At 33.1% G+C, this 24,662-nt stretch carries 23 protein-coding genes; 13 read left to right on the plus strand and 10 right to left on the minus strand.

Features of this window, described 5'->3' with window-relative positions; genetic code table 11:
• Positions 1 to 52: 52 nt before the first annotated feature.
• The 3 genes from ABJ955_RS09225 to kdsA form a co-directional block, all read right to left on the minus strand.
• Entirely contained in the window at positions 53 to 352 is a 300-nt protein-coding gene (locus ABJ955_RS09225; RefSeq protein WP_347374286.1) for a transcriptional regulator, read from the minus strand.
• Between the two features lie 2 nt (positions 353 to 354).
• Positions 355 to 963 carry a hypothetical protein gene (locus ABJ955_RS09230; RefSeq protein WP_347374287.1) on the minus strand — a complete coding sequence of 203 codons (609 nt, stop codon included), beginning with the start codon at positions 961 to 963 and terminating at the stop codon, positions 355 to 357.
• A 481-nt stretch (positions 964 to 1,444) separates the two neighbouring features.
• The gene (gene kdsA / locus ABJ955_RS09235; RefSeq protein ID WP_347374288.1) at positions 1,445 to 2,263 is read right to left on the minus strand and encodes a 3-deoxy-8-phosphooctulonate synthase; all 819 of its coding nucleotides are present in this window, start codon (positions 2,261 to 2,263) and stop codon (positions 1,445 to 1,447) included.
• Positions 2,264 to 2,439: 176 nt separating this feature from the next.
• Between kdsA and typA the strand changes: the two genes are divergently transcribed.
• From typA to ABJ955_RS09255, 4 genes are all read left to right on the plus strand, one after another.
• Positions 2,440 to 4,233, plus strand: a complete 1,794-nt coding sequence (typA, locus tag ABJ955_RS09240; protein WP_347374289.1) for a translational GTPase TypA — start codon at positions 2,440 to 2,442, stop codon at positions 4,231 to 4,233.
• A 196-nt stretch (positions 4,234 to 4,429) separates the two neighbouring features.
• Positions 4,430 to 4,633, plus strand: a complete 204-nt coding sequence (locus ABJ955_RS09245) for a hypothetical protein (protein WP_347374290.1) — start codon at positions 4,430 to 4,432, stop codon at positions 4,631 to 4,633.
• Positions 4,617 to 6,014 (plus strand): class I SAM-dependent methyltransferase, encoded by a 1,398-nt coding sequence (locus tag ABJ955_RS09250; protein WP_347374291.1) that lies wholly within the window; start codon positions 4,617 to 4,619, stop codon positions 6,012 to 6,014. Before ABJ955_RS09245 ends, ABJ955_RS09250 begins: the two co-directional genes overlap by 17 nt.
• Entirely contained in the window at positions 6,001 to 7,506 is a 1,506-nt protein-coding gene (locus ABJ955_RS09255; RefSeq protein WP_347374292.1) for a hypothetical protein, read from the plus strand. Before ABJ955_RS09250 ends, ABJ955_RS09255 begins: the two co-directional genes overlap by 14 nt.
• Positions 7,507 to 7,515: 9 nt before the next feature.
• On the opposite strand, the gene ABJ955_RS09260 is transcribed toward ABJ955_RS09255, so the two are convergent.
• On the minus strand, positions 7,516 to 8,235 hold the full coding sequence (locus tag ABJ955_RS09260) for a glycosyltransferase family 2 protein (protein ID WP_347374293.1): 720 nt from the start codon (positions 8,233 to 8,235) through the stop codon (positions 7,516 to 7,518).
• Positions 8,236 to 8,350: 115 nt separating this feature from the next.
• On the opposite strand from ABJ955_RS09260, the gene ABJ955_RS09265 reads away from it, so the two are divergent.
• Complete coding sequence (locus ABJ955_RS09265) at positions 8,351 to 9,844, plus strand: hypothetical protein (protein ID WP_347374294.1); 1,494 nt, start codon at positions 8,351 to 8,353, stop codon at positions 9,842 to 9,844.
• Position 9,845: 1 nt separating this feature from the next.
• Here the strand turns inward: ABJ955_RS09265 and ABJ955_RS09270 are convergent, their stop codons facing one another.
• Positions 9,846 to 10,991, minus strand: a complete 1,146-nt coding sequence (locus ABJ955_RS09270; protein WP_347374295.1) for a glycosyltransferase — start codon at positions 10,989 to 10,991, stop codon at positions 9,846 to 9,848.
• Positions 10,988 to 12,277, minus strand: a complete 1,290-nt coding sequence (locus ABJ955_RS09275) for a hypothetical protein (protein WP_347374296.1) — start codon at positions 12,275 to 12,277, stop codon at positions 10,988 to 10,990. The genes ABJ955_RS09270 and ABJ955_RS09275 overlap by 4 nt, the downstream gene beginning before the upstream one ends.
• A 135-nt stretch (positions 12,278 to 12,412) precedes the next feature.
• Here ABJ955_RS09275 and ABJ955_RS09280 point away from each other — a divergent pair, with 135 nt between their 5' ends.
• The 5 genes from ABJ955_RS09280 to ABJ955_RS09300 are packed head-to-tail and all read left to right on the plus strand — an operon-like array spanning position 12,413 to position 18,012.
• The gene (locus tag ABJ955_RS09280) at positions 12,413 to 13,360 is read left to right on the plus strand and encodes a GNAT family N-acetyltransferase (RefSeq protein WP_347374297.1); all 948 of its coding nucleotides are present in this window, start codon (positions 12,413 to 12,415) and stop codon (positions 13,358 to 13,360) included.
• Positions 13,357 to 14,451: a DegT/DnrJ/EryC1/StrS family aminotransferase gene (locus ABJ955_RS09285; RefSeq protein WP_347374298.1), complete on the plus strand. Its 1,095-nt coding sequence runs from the start codon at positions 13,357 to 13,359 to the stop codon at positions 14,449 to 14,451. The genes ABJ955_RS09280 and ABJ955_RS09285 overlap by 4 nt, the downstream gene beginning before the upstream one ends.
• Positions 14,452 to 14,493: 42 nt before the next feature.
• A complete protein-coding gene (locus tag ABJ955_RS09290; protein ID WP_347374299.1) occupies positions 14,494 to 15,765 on the plus strand; it encodes an O-antigen translocase in 1,272 nt (423 codons plus the stop codon).
• Positions 15,766 to 15,784: 19 nt separating this feature from the next.
• Entirely contained in the window at positions 15,785 to 17,266 is a 1,482-nt protein-coding gene (locus tag ABJ955_RS09295; RefSeq protein ID WP_347374300.1) for an O-antigen translocase, read from the plus strand.
• Positions 17,266 to 18,012 carry a transferase gene (locus ABJ955_RS09300; RefSeq protein WP_347374301.1) on the plus strand — a complete coding sequence of 249 codons (747 nt, stop codon included), beginning with the start codon at positions 17,266 to 17,268 and terminating at the stop codon, positions 18,010 to 18,012. The genes ABJ955_RS09295 and ABJ955_RS09300 overlap by 1 nt, the downstream gene beginning before the upstream one ends.
• Position 18,013: 1 nt before the next feature.
• On the opposite strand, the gene ABJ955_RS09305 is transcribed toward ABJ955_RS09300, so the two are convergent.
• Together ABJ955_RS09305 and ABJ955_RS09310 are read right to left on the minus strand one after the other, a co-directional pair.
• Positions 18,014 to 18,508 (minus strand): DapH/DapD/GlmU-related protein, encoded by a 495-nt coding sequence (locus ABJ955_RS09305; RefSeq protein ID WP_347374302.1) that lies wholly within the window; start codon positions 18,506 to 18,508, stop codon positions 18,014 to 18,016.
• Between the two features lie 37 nt (positions 18,509 to 18,545).
• Positions 18,546 to 19,694 (minus strand): glycosyltransferase, encoded by a 1,149-nt coding sequence (locus ABJ955_RS09310; RefSeq protein ID WP_347374303.1) that lies wholly within the window; start codon positions 19,692 to 19,694, stop codon positions 18,546 to 18,548.
• Between the two features lie 93 nt (positions 19,695 to 19,787).
• Here ABJ955_RS09310 and ABJ955_RS09315 point away from each other — a divergent pair, with 93 nt between their 5' ends.
• The gene (locus ABJ955_RS09315) at positions 19,788 to 20,624 is read left to right on the plus strand and encodes a glycosyltransferase (RefSeq protein WP_347374304.1); all 837 of its coding nucleotides are present in this window, start codon (positions 19,788 to 19,790) and stop codon (positions 20,622 to 20,624) included.
• Positions 20,608 to 21,015 carry an FdtA/QdtA family cupin domain-containing protein gene (locus ABJ955_RS09320; RefSeq protein ID WP_347374305.1) on the plus strand — a complete coding sequence of 136 codons (408 nt, stop codon included), beginning with the start codon at positions 20,608 to 20,610 and terminating at the stop codon, positions 21,013 to 21,015. Before ABJ955_RS09315 ends, ABJ955_RS09320 begins: the two co-directional genes overlap by 17 nt.
• Here ABJ955_RS09320 and ABJ955_RS09325 read toward each other — a convergent pair.
• Both ABJ955_RS09325 and ABJ955_RS09330 read right to left on the minus strand, forming a co-directional pair.
• Entirely contained in the window at positions 21,006 to 21,953 is a 948-nt protein-coding gene (locus ABJ955_RS09325; protein WP_347374306.1) for a glycosyltransferase family A protein, read from the minus strand. The genes ABJ955_RS09320 and ABJ955_RS09325 overlap by 10 nt on opposite strands.
• A complete protein-coding gene (locus ABJ955_RS09330; RefSeq protein WP_347374307.1) occupies positions 21,946 to 22,842 on the minus strand; it encodes a glycosyltransferase family A protein in 897 nt (298 codons plus the stop codon). Before ABJ955_RS09330 ends, ABJ955_RS09325 begins: the two co-directional genes overlap by 8 nt.
• 151 nt (positions 22,843 to 22,993) lie before the next feature.
• Between ABJ955_RS09330 and ABJ955_RS09335 the strand changes: the two genes are divergently transcribed.
• The gene (locus ABJ955_RS09335) at positions 22,994 to 24,586 is read left to right on the plus strand and encodes a S8 family serine peptidase (RefSeq protein ID WP_347374308.1); all 1,593 of its coding nucleotides are present in this window, start codon (positions 22,994 to 22,996) and stop codon (positions 24,584 to 24,586) included.
• Positions 24,587 to 24,662 lie beyond the last annotated feature (76 nt).

Genomic DNA, 24,662 nt, shown 5'->3' on the forward strand with positions numbered 1-24,662 from the left:
ATTTATAAAGTACTTTGTATTTCAAAGTGATTGAATAAAAAAATAGTCGTTTTTAGTATTTGGGTTTATTAATAAGACTTTCTAGGGCTTCTATATGTTTTTTAAATTCGGCTTTCCCTAGTTTTGTCGCACTGTAACTGGTATTTGGTTTTCTACCCACAAAGCTTTTTTCTACTAAAATGTATTCTGCTTGTTCTAGCGCTTTAATATGGCTAGCCAGGTTGCCATCTGTAACCTCTAGAAGTTCTTTTAGTCTATTAAAATCGGCGTCTTCATTTACAACCAATATGCTCATTATACCCAAGCGGATACGATGATCAAAAAGTTTATTTATGTTGTCTATTATGCCCACGTTTAGTTTTTAGATTCTTTAAAATACATTATGCTTCCGTAAATAATGTGTAGAAGGCCAAAGCCCAATATCCAAAACCACAAACCATAACCAGGTAGTACGGCACAGATAAGACCGATGCAAATTTCGGTATATCCTAAATACTTTACGTTACCAATAGTGTATTTTGATGCGTTTACTAATGCCAAGCCGTAAAAAATAAGCATTAAGGAAGCTGTGAGTCCGTAATGTTGGCTATTTAGTTTTATAATAATATAGATACCACCAGTAACTAAAGGAATTAAAAAGTTGATAAGCAAACGGCGGGTTGTAGCATCCCAAACTTTTTCATTGTTTTTTTTAGCCTTTCTAGTTGTAATTATATAAGCCGTCAATACACTTAGTAATGCTACACTAGCTAAGAGAGCTAGTAAAAGTTTAAAGTTTAAACTGTGGAGCGTAAGATACTCTCCTGGTTTTGGGAAAAGATAGAAATAAGCAATTACAGCACCTATAATCGCGTACATACCAGCAAAGATTCCTGAAAGTCCACTAAGAGATATAAATCGGGAGGAGCGATTCATTAAGTTTTTTATCTCAGTTATGTCTTTTAAATAATTTTTATCACTCATATTAAAGTACTTTGAAAAACAAAGTAAATGTAAAAACTTCACTTATCCAAGTTTTATTGCATAAATCAAGGATGCATTTTTAAGTAGTTTTTTGACTTTAGAAAAAATCTTTTTAAAAAAGGGGGAAATCCCCCTTGACTAGCTTTATAATAAACATCATCTTTGTACTACTAATAATTAATTGGGGAGTTAATGAATAGTAATTTTAGGGAAGGTCGTCCGTTTCGGATGGCCTTTTTTAGTTTATAAGTTATTGACAGCTAGGATTAATCATTGAAAAAGGGGGATTTCCCCCTTGATTGCTATTGTTTTTTATACCATCTTTGAATAACAATTTTTTTTAGAAGTAATAACGTAACGATTATTACTCTAAATAATATGAGTTCTTTATTTAGATGCCATATTCAAAAGGTTTTGTTTTTAGCCGAAGAGCCCTACTATAATAATATAGCAGGGCTCTTTTTTTAATTTATTTCTAGCTCTATAGTTGGTTAATAGTTTTACGAATGGCTACAAGATCGGTTAATAATTTTTCAAGTAAGTTTAGATTCAGCATATTGGCACCATCGCTTTTTGCGTTTGCTGGATCAAAATGTGTTTCTATAAATATTCCATCTGCGCCCGTAGCAATCCCTGCTCTAGCAATTGTTGAAATCATTTCAGGCCTTCCACCGGTAACACCCGCACTTTGGTTGGGTTGCTGTAGGCTATGAGTGACATCTAAAATTACAGGGGCAAATTGTTTCATTGTTGGAATACCACGAAAATCTACAATCATATCTTGATAGCCAAACATGGTTCCGCGATCGGTAATTGTTACTTGCTCGTTATTGCAGTCTGTCACTTTTGTAACGGCATGCTTCATACTTTCAGGGCTCATAAACTGCCCTTTTTTAAGATTAACCACTTTTCCTGTTTTAGCAGCAGCAACTACTAAATCTGTTTGTCGCACCAAAAAAGCAGGAATTTGCAGTACATCAACATATTCGGCAGCCATTGTGGCGTCGCTAACTTCATGTATATCTGTAACGGTTGGAACATCAAAAGTTTTAGAAACTTTACGAAGAATCTTCAATGCTTTTTCATCGCCTATTCCTGTAAAACTATCTATTCTACTACGGTTTGCTTTTTTAAAACTTCCTTTAAAAATGAAAGGAATTTCTAGCTTATCAGTAATCTTTACAATCTTTTCGGCAATTTGTAATGCCATTTCTTCACTTTCAATAGCACAAGGGCCAGCGAGAAGAAAAAAATTGTTAGTATTTATGTGTTTTATTCTTGGAATTAGTTCAAGTTTCATACTTCATATTTAGTAGGGTAAAGATACGTATTTTGACGTTCTGATGCGATAATATGCTTTTTCAACTTAATTAAAAAGCCCACCTAGTATTTTTAGTAAAAATAATATGATGGGATTTTGCTTCTAATCCACTTATAAACACTACTTTTGCACCCTCTTAAAAAAGGAGTAGCTTTATGAAAATCAAAAACATCGCCATTATAGCCCACGTTGACCACGGTAAAACCACACTGGTTGATAAAATTATGCACCACTGTAGTATTTTTCGTGAAAACGAAAATACTGGAGATCTTATCTTGGATAATAATGATTTAGAGCGTGAAAGAGGTATAACAATTACTTCTAAGAACGTTTCTGTAATATATAAGGACACGAAAATAAATATTATTGATACACCTGGTCACGCCGATTTTGGAGGTGAAGTAGAACGTGTATTAAACATGGCCGATGGAGTATTACTTTTGGTTGATGCCTTTGAAGGCCCGATGCCACAAACACGTTTTGTGCTTCAAAAAGCAATTTCACTTGGTTTAAAGCCGTGTGTTGTTGTAAATAAAGTAGATAAAGAAAACTGTACTCCAGATGAAGTTCATGAAGGGGTATTCGATTTAATGTTTGAATTAGGTGCTGAAGAATGGCAGCTAGATTTTCCAACGGTATACGGTTCTGCAAAGAACAACTGGATGAGTGATGATTGGAAAAATCAAACAGAAAATATTGAGCCATTATTAGATATGGTTTTAGAACACATTCCAGCTCCAAAAATTGAGGAAGGAACCGTTCAGATGTTAATTACATCTTTAGACTTTTCTTCATTTACAGGCCGTATTGCAATTGGACGTTTACAAAGAGGAGTTTTAAAAGAAGGAATGCAGATTGCTTTGGTAAAGCGTGATGGTTCTATAGTGAAATCAAAAATTAAAGAACTTCATACTTTTGAAGGCCTAGGGCGTAAAAAAGTTGCGGAAGTACATGCAGGCGATATTTGTGCCTTGGTTGGTCTAGAAGGTTTTGAAATTGGTGATACCGTTGCCGATGTAGAAAATCCAGAAGCGTTAAAAACCATTGCGATCGATGAGCCTACAATGAGTATGCTTTTCACAATTAACGATTCTCCTTTCTTCGGAAAAGATGGAAAATTTGTTACTTCACGCCACATTAGAGAGCGTCTTGAAAAAGAATTAGAGAAAAACCTTGCGCTGCGAATGGAGCCAACGGATAGTGCAGATAAGTTTATGGTTTTTGGCCGTGGCGTTTTGCACCTTTCAGTTTTAATTGAAACAATGCGTCGTGAAGGTTATGAGCTTCAAATTGGACAACCACAAGTTATCATTAAAGAAATTGATGGTGTAAAATGTGAACCAGTTGAAGAAATGACCATCGATTTACCTGAAACCGTGAGTGGAACCGCTATAAACATGGTTACAATTCGTAAAGGTGAAATGTTGAGCATGGAAGGAAAAGGCGAACGTATGGTTTGTAAATTTACAATTCCATCGCGTGGAATTATCGGCCTTCGTAACCAATTGCTTACGGCAACTGCTGGGGAAGCGATTATGACACATCGTTTTCTTGAATACCAACCACTAAAAGGTGGAATTCCTGAAAGACAAAACGGAAGTTTGGTTTCAATGGAAACAGGTTCCGCAATTCCGTATTCTATCGATAAATTACAAGATAGAGGTCGCTTCTTTGTGAACCCTAACGAAGAAATATATGAAGGTCAGGTTATTGGAGAAAACTCGCGCCAAGACGATATGGCTGTGAATATTACCAAAACCAAAAAGCTTTCAAACGTACGTTCTTCAGGAGCTGACGATAAAGCACGTATTATTCCTGCTATCAAATTTTCATTAGAAGAAGCTTTGGAATACATTCAAAAAGACGAATATTGCGAAGTTACACCAAACCATTTAAGACTTCGCAAAATATACCTAAAGGAAACAGACCGTAAGCGAAACAAGCTTTAATCCTAGTACTTTAAAATTTGGATGACATAAGGTAAGGGCAAGCTAAAGTATAAAAAACTTCAGTTTTAACCGTACATCTTATGTCATCTTGTTTTTGGCTGTTTTTAAATTTAATCGGCTTTCAATTCCATAAACTCACCGTTTTTTAGTTTATTTGCTATTACTAAAAGGTTATTTTAGTGTAAATTAAACAAGTATGAATTTTCTTTATTTCGATCCGGGCATAGGAGCAATGGTGGTGCAAGCATTAGTGGCAGTAGGAGCTGGCATTTTGCTTTTCTCAAAAGGTATTTTGTATAAGGTGAAATCTTTTTTCGGATTGGTAAAAGAGAAAGATGATGCTTACGATTCAATTGATATTGAAGAGAAAGACACCGATACAAATGACAAAAAAGACTGACGCACATCACGCTTCGTTCCGCGACCCTTCTGGATACATGTTTTATGATGGAAAAACCCTGCGAAGGGTAATTAATCCAATCTATTTTCCGCAGTACAACAAACTAACAGAAAGTGGCTTTTTCAAAACATTAATTTCAAATGGGTTATTAATTTCGCATGAAGAGACTTCAGTTTCTTCAGAAGAAATTATTATTACTCCTGAAAAAATTCCATTCATCACAAACCCCTATGAATGGAGTTTTGAACAATACAAACACGCCGCACTTCACACGCTGAAAATTCAGAAATATGCACTTTCAAAAGGATTTATTTTGAAAGATGCCTCCTCCTATAACGTTACTTTTTATAAAGGAAAGCCTGTTTTTATAGACACACTTTCATTCGATTTTTATGAAGAAGGAACTCCTTGGCGTGCCTACAAACAATTCATTACACACTTTTTAGGGCCTTTAGTTCTTGCAAAATACCACGGAACAGAAATTTTTAAAATGATGCAAACGCACATTGATGGAATTCCTGTGAAATTAATTTCTTCATTATTACCAACACGTTCCAAGCTCAGTTCAGTACTTTATCCAAACATCCACCTGCTTGCAAAAATGGAAAGCAAGCACAGTGAAGATTATAAAGCTGAAACTAAAATTACAAAGCTTTCAAAAAAAGCACAGGAAAATATTTTGGAAAGTCTTTATGATTATATCAAAAATTTATCGCTCAAAGAAAGCAGCGAATGGGGTGATTATTACAGCAAAACAAACTATGATGAAGCTGCTTTTGAAGCCAAAAAAACACTGATAAAATCGTGGATAAAACCGTTGGCGCCTCAAAAATTAATTGATGTTGGGGGTAACGACGGTACTTTTGCACGTACAGTTATTGATAGTGTTCCAGATATTATTGTAACCGATATTGATAGTAACGCAGTAGATTTTAATTACCAGCAACTCCAAAAAAATAAGGAAACCAATATGCTTCCTTTTGTTTGCGATGTGCTGCAACCCGCACCAGGTATTGGGTTTAACAATACCGAACGCAATTCTTTAATAAAACGCTTAGCAGCCTATGCGCCAGATGTAACAATGGCTTTGGCGTTGATTCATCACATTACACTTTCTGGAAATGTGCCTTTTGAAAAGTCGGCTGAATTTTTCGCTTCATTTTCTAAATACCTAATTATTGAGTTTCCAACACGAGCCGATTCTTGGGTAACCTCGTTATTGGTTCGTAAGCGTGAGTTTATAAATCACTTTGATTTTTACAACGAAGAAGCGTTTGAAAAAGGGTACCTCAATTATTTCACTCTTGAAAAAAAAGAAACCGTAGAGGGAACCAACCGCTTGCTTTATCTGCTAAAAAATAAACGTTATGAAAGCCAATAAAGAAAAAGGTTTTTTTTCGAATTTTATGAATAATAACAAGGCGTATCCAGTATTAACAGCCCTTGCAGCAAGTTTATATCCTGTTTTGTTTTACTATTCCAGAAATTTCGATATGGTAAAATCTTGGCAACACCTTGTTTATTTTGGGTGCGTTTTTTTGCTTATACCAATCCTAGTTTTTCTTAGTGTTTACAAGTTTTCTAAATTAAAAATATTTGAAAAGTACAGTAACTATGTACTCCCTTTTTTAAATGTATTTGTGTTTTTATTTTTTTTAAAAACCTTTCTTTTTGAACCCATTGAGCGGAAAATGATAGTGGGGATTTTTGTGATAGCTGTTTTATTCGCAAGGTTTTTTCATTCGCACCTTAAAAAGCTTATTGTTATAGAATTGCTTTTGGCATTAATGGGCGTTTTTACTGTTTCGCATATAATATTCAATAAGATTACGTATTCAGATGCTTGGATGCAGCAAGCTGACGATATTGAAAATGTGGTTTTTAAAAAGAAGCCCAATGTGTATTTTATAGAGCCAGATGGGTATGTAAGTTTTGAAACCTTAAAGAATGAACTTTATAATGTTGAAAATAGTGAATTTGAAGGTTTTCTTCAAGAAAATAATTTTAAAACATATCCAGGCTTTCATACAAATTACAAATCTACATTAGCTTCAAACAGTGCTACTTTTATGATGAAGCATCATTATTATGATTTTAACATCCATAAACAGGAAGTTGAGAATGCCAGAGATATAATCATTTCAGACAATCCTGTTCTAAATGCATTTAAGAGAAATAATTACGAAACCTATTTTCTTTCAGAAACATATTATTTTCTTCAGAATAGGCCCAAAATGGGGTATGACCATTGCAGTATAGATTATTCAATTATGCCTTATTTAAACAAAGGCTTGGGTGAAAGCGAACCAATTTTGGAGCCCTTAGCTACGTATCTTTCAGATGGGATTACTAAACCGAAGTTTTTTTTCATACAAATATTAAAGCCAGCACACATTAATACTTCCGCAGCTAGCTCACAGGGCGCTACGAAAGAAAGAGAACTTTGGATAGAAAGAATGAGAGAGGCTAATACAGAAATGACAGCGATTATACACCAAATACTAAAAAATGACCCAGAAGCTTTTATAATGATTTTGGCAGATCATGGGGGTTTTGTAGGTTTAAATCACACTAGAGAAGGTGACAGAAAAACGGAAGATAAAAACATAAAGAATACTATTTTCAGCACGAATTTAACGATACATTGGCCAAATAATGACATTCCGAGTTACGATTCAAAAATTAAGTCGTCTGTAAATATTTTTAGAATTTTATTTTCTTATTTATCTGAGGATGAGAAGTACCTTGAAAACCTTCAACCTGATGAGAGTTTTATTTGTTTAACAGAAGGTACTACTCCTGGAGTTTATAAATATATTGATGGGGAGGGGAATTATGTTTTTGAGAAAATGGAACCTCAAAAAAGCAATTAACAATCCTATTTATTTTGCGAATACATTGTATTTGAAGATGCACCAAAGTGCCCAAACACCATCTTTCCAGTTTATTTTTTTTCCTTCTTCGTAAGTACGGCCGTAATATGAAATTCCTACTTCATAAATACGTATTTTTTTAACACGCGAAATTTTTGCCGTTACCTCTGGCTCAAATCCAAACCTTTTTTCTTTTAGCGTTAGTCCTTTTAGTATGTCAGCTCTAAAAAGTTTATAACAGGTTTCCATGTCCGTAAGGTTCAAATTAGTGAACATATTACTTAAAAATGTTAGAAACTTATTGCCGATGGTATGCCAAAAAAATAAAATACGGTGTGGATTACCACCCATAAACCTAGAGCCATATACTACATCTGCTTTGTTCTCTAATATTGGTTTTAATAATAAGGAATATTCGTTTGGATCGTATTCTAAATCTGCATCTTGAATAATAATATAATCTCCAGAAGCCAACTCAATTCCTTTGTTTAAGGCGGCTCCCTTACCTTGATTTATTTCAAAAGAAAAATATTGAACGCGAAGGTCTGGATGGTTTTGGGTAAAGGTTTTTATAATTTGTAGCGTATTATCCTTAGAGCAATCATCTACAATCACGAGTTCTTTGCCAAGATTATTAGGCAAGTTAAGATTGTAAAGTATCTCCAGAATTTCAAGAATGGTATTCTCTTCGTTATAGGCTGGAATAATTATAGAAAGCGTTTTTTCCATGAAATTGATTTGATGGCAAATATATGCATCTATTTTTTATAAATTAATAAATAGGTGTTATTGCGAGAATGGTTTTAAATGTGTTAAAAATAGCTACTTTTGAAACTATATTCTGATGAAAACAAAATTCATAATTTATATATTAACGTTATTGGGCCTTGTTCCATTGGGGTTTTGGTGTTTTTATTATATTGATTACGACCTTTGGTATGATGAAGTTTATTCGTTAGAAGAGTTTGCGCTTCAGGGTTTTTCAACCACAATGTTCTATTATCCAGCACCCAATAATCATATTTTTTATAATTTAACGAGCCTGATTATTTCTAAAGTTTTTGGCTTACGGGATATTTTTTCTGTTGAAGCTCATGTGTATATTTTTCGTTCTTTTCAATTAGTGATTTCGCTTTTAACTGCCTTTTTTTCGGTGCGAATTTTAAAACAATTTTTCGGCTATAAAAGCAGCTTTCTGTTGTACGCCATACTTTTTACAACGATTCCTTATATGAATTTTTCACTACAGCTACGAGGCTATAATATGAGTGCCTTGTTTTTGGTGATGTTGGTGTATTATTCGTGGAATTATATAAGTGCTAAAAAAACTTTATCACTGTTTATGGTTTTAATTTCAAGTATGTTGCTTTTATATACCATTCCTTCCAACCTCTATGCATTAGTGGCTTTCTGGTTGATTCTTTTTTCTAGTTGGTTTTATTATTTTAAAAAAAGCGCAACTATTTCAAAGTTTTATTTGAAGCCCTTAACCTATATTTCAATAGGGGTTGTTCTTACTTTTTTATTGTATTTACCCATTTTGGAAGATGTAATTTTCAATAAATATTCCAATAGCAAACCAATGACTTTTCTCTTTTCATTTTATGTTTTAAAGATTACAAGTATCGGTTTTTTCTCGAATAGATTTTTTCTACTATTGTTATTCCTACCAGGAATTTATGTTTTCTATAAGAAGAGCAGTTTTAACGAAAAGTATTATTTTTTATCGTTAGCGGCTTTATGTTTTTTGCCGTTTTTCCTTTCTTTTTTACATCAAAAGGGGCCTTTTCCAAGAGTTTTTGTTCCGCTGGCACCTATATTTTGCATGGTTTTTACGATAGTACTAGTGAAGTTTATTGATAGCCTTGCATTATATCAAACCCGAATTTTACAAATATTGGTTTCCCTTTATTGTGCTTTTGTATTTATAAATGAATTTGATAAAAATGATACTTTAATTTCGAAAAGTATGGTCGAAGCCAATGTGGAGCCACAAGGATTGTCAAGAAATTTTTATTTAGGAAGTTTTTATAAACAAGATGAAACTATGAAACTTTTAGGAGATGTTTATAAAGATTATCCAGTAGTTAAATTGTACCAGCGCGATAAACCTTCTACAGATTTGTATTTAAGAAAATATAAAATTCCTTTTACGGAAATAGATACGTTGAGCGATATTTCACCAAAACTAAAAACCTATGGAAAGGTTTATATTTTAACTTCCTATAAAAAGAATATTTTGAGTGAATTAAAAAATTGTGATTCTCTTGAAGCTAGCGTATTAACCCCTGAATATTCCTTCACAAATATTATTGAGGTTACAACAAAAGCGAAATAAATTATTTTTTAAGTCCTAGAATACTAAAAAATAAGCTAAATAAAATTACCTGAACGCCTAATAAAATTAGCGTAACCGCAGGGATTACCATCCTAAAAACAGACATATTTTCTATATTTCCAAAACGAATTGCTTGCCAATTTGAATAAGCAGTGAAGCTTAAAACAATTCCTGCAATAACGAGTGCTAAACCAACAATTAAGCCTTTTTCTAAGTTTATGAATTTAAAAAGACGGTCGTATTTTTTTGATTTTGGCAACAATTCATTTTCAACAGTAAAAACTTTTGTAAGTCCATAAAATAAGATAAATTGAAATCCAATAAGCACAAACCCTGAACTAAATAGGAGTGTATGAACATCAAAATTTACCGTGCCAATACTAACGGGGCCATTTAAAAGAAATGCAGAAGTAATAATTCCGAAAATCATTAATAACAAACCAGGAATTAGAAAAAGCCAACTTGGGCTGTAAAGCACCAAAAAGCGCAAATGACGCCAGCCATCGCGCCAAGTGTTTAAGTGTGGTGGCCGTGAGCGCCCATCTGGGGAAAGAATGGTAGGAACTTCCGCTATTTTTAAATTTTTTAGGCTGGCTTTTACAATCATTTCACTTGCAAATTCCATTCCTGTGGTTTTTAATTCCATTTTAGCATACGCTTCTTTGCTAAAACCACGAAGGCCACAATGAAAATCGCCAATTTTACTTTTAAAGAATAACCTTCCAATAAATGAAAGTACTGGATTTCCTAAATACTTATGCAAAAAAGGCATGGCGCCTTTTTTTATTCCACCTTTAAAACGGTTGCCCATAACCAAATCAAATCCTTCGCGAAGCTTTAAAAGATACGGCATTAAATTATTAAAATCATAGCTGTCATCTGCGTCGCCCATAATAACATATTTGCCGTTTGCAGCTTCTATGCCACCGCGTAACGCACTTCCGTAGCCTTTCTGAGGGACATTTACAACAGTAGCATTTAGATCTTCCGCAATTTTCTGAGAACCATCAGTACTGCCATTATCGGCGATAATTACTTCCCCATTTATTTTTTCACGCTCAAAAAAGTGCTGTGCTTTTTTAATACAAACGGCAAGCGTTTCAGCTTCATTGAGACATGGCATTACAACAGATAATTCTTTGGTCATAATTTGGAAATGGATTTTCTAGTTATCAAAAATACAATGATAAAACAAAAAGCGAGGTTGTAAAAGGTATAACGAATAATTGTATGGACTGCAAAGGCAGTAATAAATGCATTTGAAAGTATAAGTATGGATGAAAAAAAGAGTAAACCGTTGTAAAGATTAAAGCTTTTTAAACTCTTAATACCGTTATAAATGAATAGCAGCACCATAAATACAAACAGAATAACGGAGCCAAAACCATGAAAAATACTAGTAAAATATAGCTGAATCCACTCTTTATAATGTTCTTTAAATAATATTGGGAACATCCTTTTTGCTGTTTTTTCAGTTAAAATGGTGCTTTCCCAAATGTGATTTCCTTGATTTAAATAATAATTTTCTCCTTTAATTTGAAAGGTTTGGTTACAGATATATGGAAAGTTATCATGAAAAACCTTATAGCGTTGTTGAAGTGTCCCTCCAACTTTATGGCTTAATAGCCCCAAACTATCAATCCGAGTGTATGTTTCAGAAAAAATTTGTTGGGCTTCTTTTTCAGAGAAAAGATTTGCGTCTTTTTCATCCGAAAGATACAGCGGTAACGTAAGCGCATTTATAAAAGTGTATGGAGTAGAAGTATAATGGCCATGTACTATTTTTCGGTAACTGCTGTCTAAAAAGCTAACAAAAAAAGGCAGTAAAATTAAAAGGATTAAAATTTTTAATTTCGAAGCTTTAAAAGCTTCTTTTTTATACTTTAAAGCAAAGAGAAAAGCAACCATCGGTGCAAAGAGTATAAACTGTCCCCGCGTTAAACAAAGCGCAATATATGCTATCGTTAAGAGTATTATTTCTTTCGTTTTATTTTCAAAAAGTAATTTTAGGGAAGCAATAGTTACAAGTAAATAAAGAGGGTATGATAAGCCTTCAGAAGTAATATTATTGGCGACAGAGAGTGGTGGGAAAAAAGGAAAAACCAATAACGCGAACAATATTAAAAAGGGAATGAGTGATAAATTGAGAAGTGGTTTTATTTTTCTTAGGAAAACATAAACAGCAAAAAAACCAAAAACCAATTGAAAACCTACGATTGATAGGTTGTAATAACTGCCAAAGAGAAAATCCATCGTTCTTAAAAATAATCCATAAACGGGATATCGATAAATGTTTAAATGCCAATAGGTGTATGTGTCTGGGGAGTATATTGCGGCTTGTGAAATAAAATAACAGAACAAGCCCAAATACACTACGAATTGGAAAACATCCAGTTTTGAAAAATTTAAATCTTTTAAAAAATACGTGGACAATTTTAAGGCTTTAATTAGGTTTCATTCTTAAGGTAAAACTAAAAATAAATTTTAGCTTTACATGTTATTATCAAAAGGCTTTTTTAAATAGTAAATTATTTGACGACCAACACTTTTACAGTAAAAAAATATACTTTGCAAGATAAATCTATGTGGAATGAATTTATGCGCTTGGCCAAAAATAGCACATTTTTATTCCAAAGGGATTTTTTGGAATATCATTCTGATAGGTTTGAGGATTATTCATTGCTGGTTTTAAAAAACGAAAAGCTTGTAGGATTACTGCCAGCTAATATTTCTAAGAACACGCTATATTCTCATCAAGGCCTCACCTATGGTGGCTTGGTGCTTACTAAAAAAACAAAATTAAAGGAAGCTGTAGCTATTTTTAATAGTGTATTGCGCTTTCTTTCTTCGGAAGGGATTGAAAAACTTCAACTAAAATTATCGCCAAAAATTTATCATAAGCTCCCTTCAGACGAAATGGATTATTTGCTTTTTATAGCAAACGCAACATTAATTAGAACCGATATTCTAAGTGTGATTGATACTCAAAATGCTATAAAAATTGCTTCAAATCGTATAGAAGGCGTTAAAAAAGCACAAAAATTTGATTTAAAAATTGTTGAAGGTCATGATTTTGAACCCTTTTGGGATGAAATTTTAATTCCAAATTTAGCTTTACGACACGATGCTTTGCCCGTACATTCTAAGGATGAAATTTCGCAATTGGCATCAAATTTCCCGAAGCATATTATTCAGTTTAATGTATTTAATGATGGTAAAATTGTAGGTGGCGCAACTATTTTTGAAACCGAAAATGTAGCGCATGTACAGTATATTTCAGCAAATGAAGACAAGCAAAAATTCGGTACTTTAGATTTTTTATTCGAATATTTAATAAACAAACGTTTTAAACAGAAAAGATATTTCGACTTTGGAACTTCCAATGAAAACGCAGGAAAAAACGTAAACGAAGGTTTGTTATATTGGAAAGAATGTTTTGGTGCTAGAAGTATTGCCCAACAATTTCACGAAGTAGAAACTTCAAATTATAAAAAACTCGAATCCATTTTTATATGATTCCATTTTTAGATCTTCACGCAATAAACAAACGTTTTGAAACCGATTTTCAGAAAAGCTTTCAAGCTTTTTTAGATTCTGGATATTACATTTTAGGCAATCAAGTTCAATTATTTGAAAAATCATTTGCCGAATATTGCGGCACTAAACATTGCGTGGGTGTTGCCAATGGTCTTGATGCCTTGCGATTGATTTTGGAAGGTTATAAAATTCTTGGAAAACTGAAAGATGGAGATGAAGTTTTGGTTGCTTCAAATACATATATCGCAACAATTATTGCAATAAAACAAACTGGAATGATTCCTGTTTTGGTGGAAAGTGATTCAGCTACTTATAATTTTGATATTACTTCCCTTAAAAAATCCATCACAGAAAAAACAAAAGCCATTATGCCAGTTCATCTGTACGGACAGTTGGCACCTATGGATGACATCCTTAAAATTTCGAAAGATTTATTGGTAATTGAAGATGCGGCACAAGCACATGGCGCAAGAAATGCCAAGGGGATATTGGCTGGAAACCTTGCCAATGCTGCTGGTTTTAGTTTCTACCCAAGTAAAAATTTGGGTGCTTTGGGCGATGGCGGCGCTGTAACAACAAATGATGGGGAATTGGCAGTTGTTATTAAAAAGCTCCGAAATTATGGGGCATCCTCAAAATATGTAAATGAATTTGTTGGCATAAACTCTAGATTGGATGAAGTGCAAGCTGCTTTTTTAAATTGTAAATTACCAACTTTAGATGCGGATAATAACCGCCGAAGAAAAATTGCGAAAAAGTATATCTTAGAAATAAAAAACACAAAAATTAAGCTTCCGAAATGGGATGGAAGTGAAAACCATATTTTTCATCTTTTTGTAGTTCGTGTTGATAACAGAAACGATTTTATTGAATATTTGAAAGAAAACCAAGTTGGTTTTTTAGTTCATTACCCCATTCCACCACATAGGCAGGAAGCATTTGTAGAATACGCAGATTTAAGTTTCCCCGTTACAGACAAGATACACAATGAAGTTGTGAGTATTCCTATAAGTCCTGTGCTTAGTGATACAGATGTTGAGAAGATAATTTCAGTTTTAAACAACTATTAATTGAAGCTGCCATCCTATATACGCGGTAATTTACTTTTAAAAATGACCTCGCTGAATGCGGTTGTTGTAACCATTCGGCTTGTTATTTCTGCAGTTGTGCAACGGCTTTTATACGATTATGTAGGGCCCGTAGGACAATATAAAATTGGGCAACTTCGAAGTCTGTCGCAGCTGGTAATGTCTTTGTCTTCCCTTGGAACTTTTAGTGGAATTGTAAAATACGTAGCTGAATATAAAACCGATAAAGAACAGCTTCAAAAACTATTTTCTACCACCTTTGTCTTTACAATAGTAGGGGTTTTAGTCAGTGGAATTTCATTATTTCTGTTTGCCAATACAATAAGCAACTATTTATTTGCCTCTGAAGATTTTTCATACCTTATAAAACTTACCGCTGTTGTAGTTCCTTTTATAGCGATGCAAAGGGTTTTTAATGGAGTAATAAACGGGCTTTCAGAATACAAGAAATTTGCTAAAATAGATTTAGTTAGCTATTTGTTTAGTGTAGTCTTGACCCTTGTTTTTTTGTTTCAATACGAACTCGATGGCGCACTGATTGCGATAGCAATTACTCCCATAATTCAGGTATCAGTATTGTTGTTTTTCTTCTTTAAAACGCTTCGAGAATATTTACATTTTAAAGATTTAAAGTTGCAATCGCCAATGGCGAAAAGTCTTTTAGCATTTACACTAATGTCTTTTGTAACTTCTATATTATTGCCAATTGTAGAAATTGATATACGAAGTATGCTTGAAGAGAAAATGTCTGGGAGAGATGCAGGTGTTTGGACCAACCTTACTTTTATTTCGAAAAATTATATGGTTTTTTCAGGTTCTATTTTTACACTTTATGTGATTCCAAAGTTTGCCGGAATTTATACTTCTATAAATTTTAGAAAGGAGCTTTTTAATATTTATAAAACAATTTTACCCTTGTTTGCCGTGGGAATGTTACTCGTTTTTTTATTTAGAAACGTAATTATAGAACTTCTTTATCCTGGATTAACAGAAATGGCTCCACTCTTTAAGTGGCAGTTGTTGGGCGATTTTATACGGTTGGCATCTTTGGTGCTTCTAAATCAATTTTTGGCTAAAAAATTAGTCCGAAATTTTATATTTTCAGAATTATTTTCTGTTGTTGTTTTTTATCTACTCGCTCAAGTTTTGGTTGCTCCATTTGGTGTTGAAGGGGTCGTTTTAGCACATTTAATACGCTATATTTTGTATTTCATCTTGGTTGCCTTCCTCGTTTTTAGATATTTTAATAAACAGAAAAAAGCTTCTGAAGAGCAAACTTCAGAAGCGATTAGATAGCTTTACGGTAATTTCAAAAATGCAGGAATCAAAAAATTCATATAGACAAGTAATGAAAGCCACATCGCTTTTTGGCGGGGTACAGGTTTTTAATATTTTGATTTCAATTGTAAAATCAAAGTTTGTAGCGTTATGGATTGGCCCAGCAGGATATGGAATTGTAACACTTTTTAATACTGCATTAAATTTGGTTGCTGGAATGACCAATTTAGGATTGGATCAAAGTGCGGTAAAAGATATTTCATTCAGTTATAACAATGAAAAACCTGAAGGTGTTGCACGAACCATTAGTATCTTAAAAAGATTGGTTTGGTTTACTGCTATCATTGGTGCGTTGCTAATGATTGTATGTTCCCCATGGTTAAGCGAATTAGCTTTTGAAAGCAACGAATATTCCTTTTCGTTTATTTGGATTTCTATAGCGCTACTTTTCAAACAACTTTCTAACGGACAATTAGCAATTTTGCAAGGGCTTAGAAAGCTTAAACAGCTCGCAAAAGCAAATCTTTATGGAAATCTTTTAGGATTGCTCATAAGCTTGCCGTTGTATTATTTTTATAGAATAGATGCTATTGTTCCCGCCATTATTATTTCTTCATTTATAGCATTCATTTTTACTTTTTATTATTTACAAAAAGAAAAAATAGAACCGGCAAAACTTAGCAATAAAGAAGCCTTTTCTGAAGGGAAACCAATGATACAATTAGGGGTTGTGCTAAGCATTAGTTCTATAATTGGATTGTTGGTTGCGTATGGTATTCAAATTTTTATAAGTCAAACTGGTGGAGTGGTACAAGTAGGTTTGTACAATGCAGGTTTTGTGATTTTAAACTCCTACGTCGGACTTATTTTTAATGCAATGGGAACTGATTATTACCCGAGACTGTCTGCTATTATAGATAAAATTGAAGCCATCCGTAAAACAGTTTTTGAACAAGCGTATATAGCAATTTTACTTATTACACCAATAGTAGTGCTTTTTTTGGCGGCAGCCCCATTAATAATCGTGTTGTTGTATACAGATGAATTTACCCCAATAATAGAAATGGTGCGCTGGGGAATTTTAGGAATGGTATTTAAAGCAGTTTCTTTTTCAATGGGCTATATTATAATTGCAAAAGGCGATTCAAAATTATTTATAAAAACAGCCATTGGTTTTAATGCTTTGCTGTTAGTAATGAATGTTTTAGGATATTATTATGGTGGTTTGGAAGGCTTGGGGATAAGCTTCTTGGTATATTATTTTATTCATTTTATAGCAATACGTATTATTGTAAAGTCGCGTTATAATTTCTTTTTTGAAAAGAGTTTTTATGCGGTTTTTAGTATATGTATTTTACTTTGTTTAGCATCATTTTTAGTTACTTATATAGAGACTTCTTTTATAAAATATGGAGCATTTGTGTTGTTGACACTGATTTCTATAATATTTTCATATATTCAACTGGACAAAAAAATGAATATAAAAGAATTGTTTAGTAAGGTTTTCAAAAGAAAATAATGGGGTGGATTCATAATAAATATAATGGTGGGAAAAGAAGAGTTAAACACTTTGCTTCAATTAATTGGGTAAAAACCATTTATTTCAACTTCAAAATGTTTCCTTTTGAAGTTGCAAAAAAGTTACCTGTATATTTTTATGGGAGAATAAAATTTTCAAGCTTAAAAGGGAAAATAATAATTGAAGGCCCAATTAAAAAAGCGATGATAGGTTTTGGTCAGAAATTTGAATTTCCCAGTACCTCAAAAGGGGTTGCAGAACTTTCGCTGAATGGAACGCTTTGCTTTAAAAGTAATGCACATATTGGGTTGGATTGTGTAATGCTAATTACAGAAAATGCCTATTGTGAATTTGGATTTATGGGGTGTTTAGGGTCAAATGTTAAACTTATTTGTACCGAAAAGATTATTATAGGAACGTGGTGTGGTATTGGGTATAATTCGCAAGTAATTGATACCAATTCACACCCCATGAAAAATACTGAAACGGGTGAAATTTATCCTATTTCATCTCCAATTGAATTAGGAGATTATAATGCTATTTCTAACTCAGTTTCAATTATGGCAGGAACTAAAACCCCAAACAACTGTGTTATTGCTTCACATTCAGTATGTGGAAAGGATTATCGAAATTTAGGAGAAAATGTTTTGATAGGGGGCATTCCTGCAAAATTGATAAAAAATAACTTTGCACGCGATTGGGAAAGTGAAAAAGAAGTACTTCTAAAAAACAAAAGAGTAATCTAGTTTACTTCGAATTCATTTTCTGAAACTTTGCTGGATTTCCGAACCAAACTTCATCTTTTGGCACATCTTTATTGATAAAAGACATTGAGCCAAGTACGGTATTATCGCCGATTTCTATTCCGTGTTGTATTATACAACCTGTGCCGATAAAAACGTTTTTTCCTATTTGTGCGCCACCAATTTGTTCATGCTCGGTGTTGAGGTTGTTTGTCATAACTTTTGGGCAAACATAGGTGCCGTCGCCAATTTTAATTCCACGCGCAATAATGCTATCATAGCGAATAATCACGTTGTTGCCTATAGTGCAATTTCCCGAAGAAGAAACTCTAGAATCTATATAGCAGTTTTTTCCAATTATAGTGCCTTTACGTAATTCTACATAGCTTTTTATAACTGTATTATCACCAATTTCTACATCTTCATCGATTATACAGAAGGAACCGATTTCGACATTTTCTCCAATTTTGGCTTTGTCTGAAATTATATTATTTGGCATTTTTATTCAATTTTTATACAAAGTTACGGATTCAACTTTATAATTGATTTACTTTACTCCAAGTCTTTAAATATTGTTTTGCAACTTTCATACTATCATGTTCCTTTTCAATAAATTCACCTGCATTTTTTCCTATGCGTTCAATTTTTTCAGGATTTAATATAAGGTTTTCCAGTGCCTCATAAATTTTTACTGAATCTGGCAATGCATTTATGGCTACGGGTTCTTCTAGCTTATAATGCGCTACAAATTCTTTTTCAGCACCTGTAAACACCACTTTTCCACGTGCCATTGCTTCCAGAGCATTGTAGCCTTGATCATAAGCATATACATTATCCATCAGGATATCGCAATGCGCTAATTCTGTCACGTACTTTTGAAAAGGTAAATTTTTAGTTCGTTTAATTTCAACTAAGTGTGGGTATTTTTCTTCAATACGATCAAGTGCTTCATCAAAAAAACGATAGCCTTTTTTTGTATAATTCATCGTATTAATACCAAAAAGAATCCGAACCTTTCTATTTGAAATATCTATGGGTGAAAACGTTTCAGAAAGAATAATAGGGTTCGGTATTAATTCAGCAACTTTTTCCCATTCCTGCCACGGGAGCTTATAATCCATATCGCTCGGAATTACTGCTTCCGCATTTTCATAGACAAAATCAAATAACTTTTTATAGGGTTCCGTCATGTATTTTAATGAAAAATCTGCATTCAGGGTTGAGCCACTTTCTAAATAGGGCGTGAGCATATGATACCGCATTTTGCCTTCCAAATAATATTTAACTACCGGATAATCGTCCCCGCAGCCCATTAAAAAGACGTTGCCGTTTTGCTTGAAAAGTTGTTTTAGAAGTTTTATTTCAAATTCGGGATAGGTGCCTATGCTGTGTGAATTAATAAGCTGAACCACATCATATCCCTTCAATTTAGGTGCTAATTTTTTAAAACGGTAGCCTATTTCCCATTGTGCAGGGTCTTTTTTGAAAATCCGTAAATATATTTTCCGAAGCAATAACGGAAAAGGATCATCATTAAGCCATTTTGCTCTAATGGATTCGTCTACCGGAAATTTTTTAAACATATCGCCAGTGCCCACAAGGGTAACTTCATGCCCCAATTGTTCCAGGCCTTGTTTTAGCGAATTGTGTAGCCTGCTATATTCTCCAACGAGTAAAACCTTCATTAACTTCAGTTTTCAGTATTCAGCGTTCGATATTCAAGAATCAATGTTCAATATTCGTTTTGCATTTAATACATTTGTTAAAAACAATTTTGAATGCCCGAAGATACTTATAAAACCTCAGATTTAGAGATTTTGATAGCCACGATGAATCGCACATCGTTAGATTTTTTGCATACAATGTTTGCCAGGTCAGGTATTAACGATTTTAAAATCCTAATAATAAACCAAACTTCTGAAAATTCATTGTTGCATTCAGAGCTGCCTAATGTTCGGGTAATCAATTCGTTTGAAAAAGGACTTTCAAAAAGTAGAAATCTTGCGATAAAAAATGCTAAAGGTTCTGTTTGCTTGAATGTGGATGATGATGTGGTTTTTATTGAAGGGTTTTCAGAAATAATTATAGCTGCTTACAATGAGTTTAAACACCCAATTATAACCTTTCAAACACTTACTACAGAAGGAAAACCCTATTGGAAATATCCAAAAAAAGCAAAAGCTCACAATAGCTATGTAAGTCAAAAAACGCTTTCAATTGAAATTTCATTTAACGTAGCCGAACTACTTAAAAAGAATTTATTTTTTGATGAACGCTTTGGTCTTGGGGCTCAATTTGAAGACGCTGAAAATTTTGTTTTTTTAACCGATGCCAAGAAAAAAGGAATCATGCCGTTTTTCTATCCCAAGGCAGTAACCATTCATCCACCATATTCATCAAGTGATGATGTTGCAGCAGACCGATTGCTCTATGCCAAGGCTGCCATAAAAACCTATGCCTATAAAAATTTGAGTTACCTTTGGGTTTTTAAGTTTGTGTTTTTTATTTATAGGAAAAAATACATTCCGTTTTCCGAAATACCTAGAAAGATAAAAATAGGCTTTAAAAGTATATCCGATTATAAAAAAACAACACCGAATGAAGAATACCGTTGAAGATTGTAATGTAATGGACATCCCGAAAATTGCAGATAGCAGAGGGAATTTAGCAGTTATTGAAGGAAAAACCTTGCCGTTTGAATTTAAACGGGTTTATTATTTATTTGATGTTCCCAGCGATGCCCATAGAGGAGGACACGCCCATAAAGAGCAACAAGAATTTTTGATAGCAGTAAGCGGGAGTTTTGAAGTAACACTTGATGACGGAAACAACAAAAAACGGGTAACTTTAAACAAACCAAATAAAGGCTTACTTATTCCCACAGGAATTTGGCGTGAACTTGAAAATTTTTCTTCAGGAGCTATTTGCCTTGTGTTTTCTTCAGGAGCTTTTCTTGAAGAAGATTACATCCGTGAATACAATGTATTTGAAAAATCTTACCGATAGACACTAAAGTAAAATCCAGAGGTGTGAAGCATTTCTTTCAATCTTTTTGAAGCGACTAAAATTACTTTCGGTACACCTAATAATAAGCGTTGCTTTGAGTTCAAGCTAGTCGTAGCTATTTTACTTTTATATTTTTTGAAATTTTCAATATCTCCATCTAGTTTATAATTAAGTGCAATAGAAAACCGATGTACATCTAAATATTTTTTTAGGGAAGAATTCATTTCTGCTTGCGCATTAAAAACATCATAATCTGGAAAAATACGTGTTTTTAAACTGGTATGATTTAATCTATTACTGGAGTCTAGCATTATAGTGGCAGAAATTTTATTTGAAAAAGCTAAAGGTGCTTTTAGCGCAGCCCGAATCCATAAATCTGTATCTTCTGAAAAAGTAATCGCAGTATTATGGCCACCAAGATTTAAAAAAAAACTCTTTTTCATTCCTACACTTGAAGGGTGCGTTAATGAATCTACCATACTTTCCTTAAAATAGTCCTCAATTACTCCAATCCAGTTTTCGCCTTTTTCAAGAGTTGGAGCAATCATACTTCGGGTTAGGTTATCACTGTGCTTTTTTTCATAAGCGGCAGCAAACCATTGTGCTTCAGGAAGTTTTTTTAATATAGCAGCCATGTTTTCCAAATGAAAAGGATGCCAAGAATCATCTGCGTCTATCCAAATAACATCTTCCGTATTAGCGCGTGCTACTCCATAATTTCGTGTTGCTGCTAAACCTTCATTCTTTTTATTGAAAATTTTTATCCGACTGTCCGTTTTGGCTTCAGCTTCAGCTATGGCTAAGCTGTTGTCTGTAGATCCATCATTAACAATAATTACCTCAAAATCTTTGAAAGTTTGTGCCATTACACTTTTCAAGGTTAAAGGAAAATCCTTTTCTTTATTATAAAGCGGAATGATTACAGAAAATTTAGGCATTATATTTTTTTTTAAGCTGAATGTAATAATTTAACCGATATAGGTCAAACCAAAAAAGGTTTGGGTTTTCTGAATACATGTTTTGCTCCATTACCTTTTTAAATTTTGAAATAATAAAGCTAAAACAATTTAATAAGTAATACTTTTTGAGCTTTAAAAAGCTTTTTTGAATGGGGCGCATATTGGTATCCATCAATCCTTTACTTTCAAGTATTACAGTAGTTTCAACAGCGGCTAAAGCTTTTTTTATGAATATTTTATTTTCTTCCAAACCAAAATGTATTACAGGATTGTCTATATGTAAAACATTCGCTCCCATTTTTTTTAATTGATTTGAGAAAAAATTATCCAAGCCGTAATAATTTTCTGTAGTAGTATTGGCATTCAAAAAAACACTTCGTTTAATTAATAAATTTTGTGAAATAATAAAATAAGGGTCTTTTTTTCGTTCTGAAACTGATTTTGCTTCACGGTCATTTCCATATTTCCAACGCAGTATTTTATCTTTTTTTGGACTTAATTTTTCATAAGTAATACCTCCAAAAATAACATCTGCATCATTTTTTTTTAATTCAGATAAATAGTTTTTAATAAAAGCTGTTTTTTCTGGGAGCACATCTGCATCTAAAAAAAGAAGTATATCGAAGGCTGCTATTTTTGCTAAATACTGTCGTGTTGCAGTTCTTCCTATATTTTTTTCGTTTTGTATAAACCGACAATTGCTTAGATTTTCAATTTCAGAATTTGAAGAAACTAGTTCCTTCTTTGTTGAACAATCATCAACAACCAATATTTCGAAAGAAATGTTTGTTTCAATAGCTTGGTTATAAAGAGTTTTTACAAGCTTTACAATTGGATAGTTATATGTAGGTATTAATATGGAAAGCATTTCTATATATGAGTGGCTAATTTACGATTTACAGAGTTGCTATCTATAAATACTTTTCAAAAAAAAGGAATTGTTTTTTGATTATTCATTAATTTGTAACGTATTCTAAAGTTTGATGAAATATTTACTATTCTTTTTTTTAATTATATGTATGTCAAATTCCCTTGCACAAAATGAAGCATGGTTTTATTTGGTTGCAAAAGATGCTACTGTTAACCCAACGTTTGTGCAAACGGGAGATGTTTTAACATATTCAGGAAATGATACTGAGTTAAAAAATATTTTTTCAAAATATAAAATTGAAACATTCAAAAAGACTTTAAAAAAAGCCAAAAAGCAACATCTTGATAAAACTTTTTTTGTACGGTGTAATAGTGAAGCGTTATTGCAAGAGTTGTTAAAAAATAAAGCGAACCTATTTATTTCTGGAGTAATTATTCCAAAAGAAGACCGAAAAATATTTGAACCAAATGATTATGGGTTAACTAGTACGGTGGGTGAAAACAAAGGTTTTAAAGTGAATTTAGATTATTTAGATTTCCTGGAAGTTCCAAAAGCATGGTATTATACCGTTGGTAATCCAGAAACAATAATTGGAATCTCTGATGCCAGTGTAGATACCACAGATGTTGAATTTGCAGGAAAAACGAAGGTCGTAAAAAAATCTAAGTATTCAGGAGGTCATGGAAATGGAGTAGCGTCACTTGCAGCTGCACAAGGGGATAATGGATATGGTGTGCCTGGGGTTTGCTATGATTGTGGAATTTATACAACGTTTTATGGAAGCTTTAAGGGCTTTGAACAGTTGTTAGAATTATCTGAAATTGGTGTGAAAGTAATAAATTGTAGTTGGTATAGTAGTTATAAAGCCAAATCTGGACAAGATGCTATAAATAAAATGTTTGATAATGGCACTCTATTAGTCGTTGCTGCAGGAAATAAAAACTGGATGGAAACTAAATCTGGTGAGATTAAATATTACCCCGCATCATACGACCATGTTATTTCGGTTTCTTCAGCGATGTATAAATATGAAACTATCTCTGAAAATATTCTTGAAGAACCAAATGGAAAAAAATATGCGGAGAATATAAAGGGATATGTTGGTCGCACCATGGGTTTTAGGGACGAAGATGTTTCAAAACCTCATATTTACCCTGTATCTGTTACTTCACTCAATACAGAAGTAGATATTTTAGCGCCTTCAACGGGCACGTTTTTGTATGGAAGATACCTAAATAATGATGAAAATATATATGATTCTAATGAGCATACAAGTAATTCCACGCCTTTGGTTACAGGCACCATTGGCTTAATGCTTTCTTTATACCCTTGTTTACCTATCGATGAGGTTGAAAGTATTTTAAAAATGACTTCATTAAATATTGATGACATTGAAGCCAACAAACCCTTTGCTGGAAAATACGGTGCTGGGATGCTAAATACTGGAAAGTCGGTAGCAATGGTCTTTAATATGTTTGCGGAAAAAAATCCTGTGAAAATTGAAAATCAACGTTTCAGTCGCTGGGATTTTAAGTTAACTTCTCTTTCTGAAGTTGTTATGAAAAACCAAGAATTTACTGAAAATGCTACCTTAAATCTTACGTCCAAAAAGCAAATAGTTATTTCAGAAAAAACAGCTTTAAAGCCAAACGCCAATGGAAAAATTCATTTAAAAATTGATCCTTCTTTAAAAAAAGAATGTGAGTTACAGTTACGCGACCCAAGTATTTTGAATGAATGAAAACTTACTTTTTTTAAACAGTATGTGAGTTTCAATAATTAAGTTTCAGACTGCCAGCTCTTACTGAATACTTTCT

Origin of the sequence: Aequorivita sp. Q41, assembly GCF_039831855.1 — a bacterium.
Taxonomy (GTDB): Bacteria; Bacteroidota; Bacteroidia; order Flavobacteriales; family Flavobacteriaceae; genus Aequorivita.

Coding starts and splice junctions, on each gene's coding strand:
- ABJ955_RS09230 (WP_347374287.1), bottom strand. CDS start 963: ATGAGTGATAAAAATTATTTAAAAGACATAACTGAGATAAAAAACTTA.
- kdsA (WP_347374288.1), bottom strand. CDS start 2,263: ATGAAACTTGAACTAATTCCAAGAATAAAACACATAAATACTAACAAT.
- typA (WP_347374289.1), top strand. CDS start 2,440: ATGAAAATCAAAAACATCGCCATTATAGCCCACGTTGACCACGGTAAA.
- ABJ955_RS09245 (WP_347374290.1), top strand. CDS start 4,430: ATGAATTTTCTTTATTTCGATCCGGGCATAGGAGCAATGGTGGTGCAA.
- ABJ955_RS09250 (WP_347374291.1), top strand. CDS start 4,617: ATGACAAAAAAGACTGACGCACATCACGCTTCGTTCCGCGACCCTTCT.
- ABJ955_RS09255 (WP_347374292.1), top strand. CDS start 6,001: ATGAAAGCCAATAAAGAAAAAGGTTTTTTTTCGAATTTTATGAATAAT.
- ABJ955_RS09260 (WP_347374293.1), bottom strand. CDS start 8,235: ATGGAAAAAACGCTTTCTATAATTATTCCAGCCTATAACGAAGAGAAT.
- ABJ955_RS09265 (WP_347374294.1), top strand. CDS start 8,351: ATGAAAACAAAATTCATAATTTATATATTAACGTTATTGGGCCTTGTT.
- ABJ955_RS09270 (WP_347374295.1), bottom strand. CDS start 10,991: ATGACCAAAGAATTATCTGTTGTAATGCCATGTCTCAATGAAGCTGAA.
- ABJ955_RS09285 (WP_347374298.1), top strand. CDS start 13,357: ATGATTCCATTTTTAGATCTTCACGCAATAAACAAACGTTTTGAAACC.
- ABJ955_RS09290 (WP_347374299.1), top strand. CDS start 14,494: ATGACCTCGCTGAATGCGGTTGTTGTAACCATTCGGCTTGTTATTTCT.
- ABJ955_RS09295 (WP_347374300.1), top strand. CDS start 15,785: ATGCAGGAATCAAAAAATTCATATAGACAAGTAATGAAAGCCACATCG.
- ABJ955_RS09300 (WP_347374301.1), top strand. CDS start 17,266: ATGGGGTGGATTCATAATAAATATAATGGTGGGAAAAGAAGAGTTAAA.
- ABJ955_RS09305 (WP_347374302.1), bottom strand. CDS start 18,508: ATGCCAAATAATATAATTTCAGACAAAGCCAAAATTGGAGAAAATGTC.
- ABJ955_RS09310 (WP_347374303.1), bottom strand. CDS start 19,694: ATGAAGGTTTTACTCGTTGGAGAATATAGCAGGCTACACAATTCGCTA.
- ABJ955_RS09315 (WP_347374304.1), top strand. CDS start 19,788: ATGCCCGAAGATACTTATAAAACCTCAGATTTAGAGATTTTGATAGCC.
- ABJ955_RS09320 (WP_347374305.1), top strand. CDS start 20,608: ATGAAGAATACCGTTGAAGATTGTAATGTAATGGACATCCCGAAAATT.
- ABJ955_RS09325 (WP_347374306.1), bottom strand. CDS start 21,953: ATGCCTAAATTTTCTGTAATCATTCCGCTTTATAATAAAGAAAAGGAT.
- ABJ955_RS09330 (WP_347374307.1), bottom strand. CDS start 22,842: ATGCTTTCCATATTAATACCTACATATAACTATCCAATTGTAAAGCTT.
- ABJ955_RS09335 (WP_347374308.1), top strand. CDS start 22,994: ATGTCAAATTCCCTTGCACAAAATGAAGCATGGTTTTATTTGGTTGCA.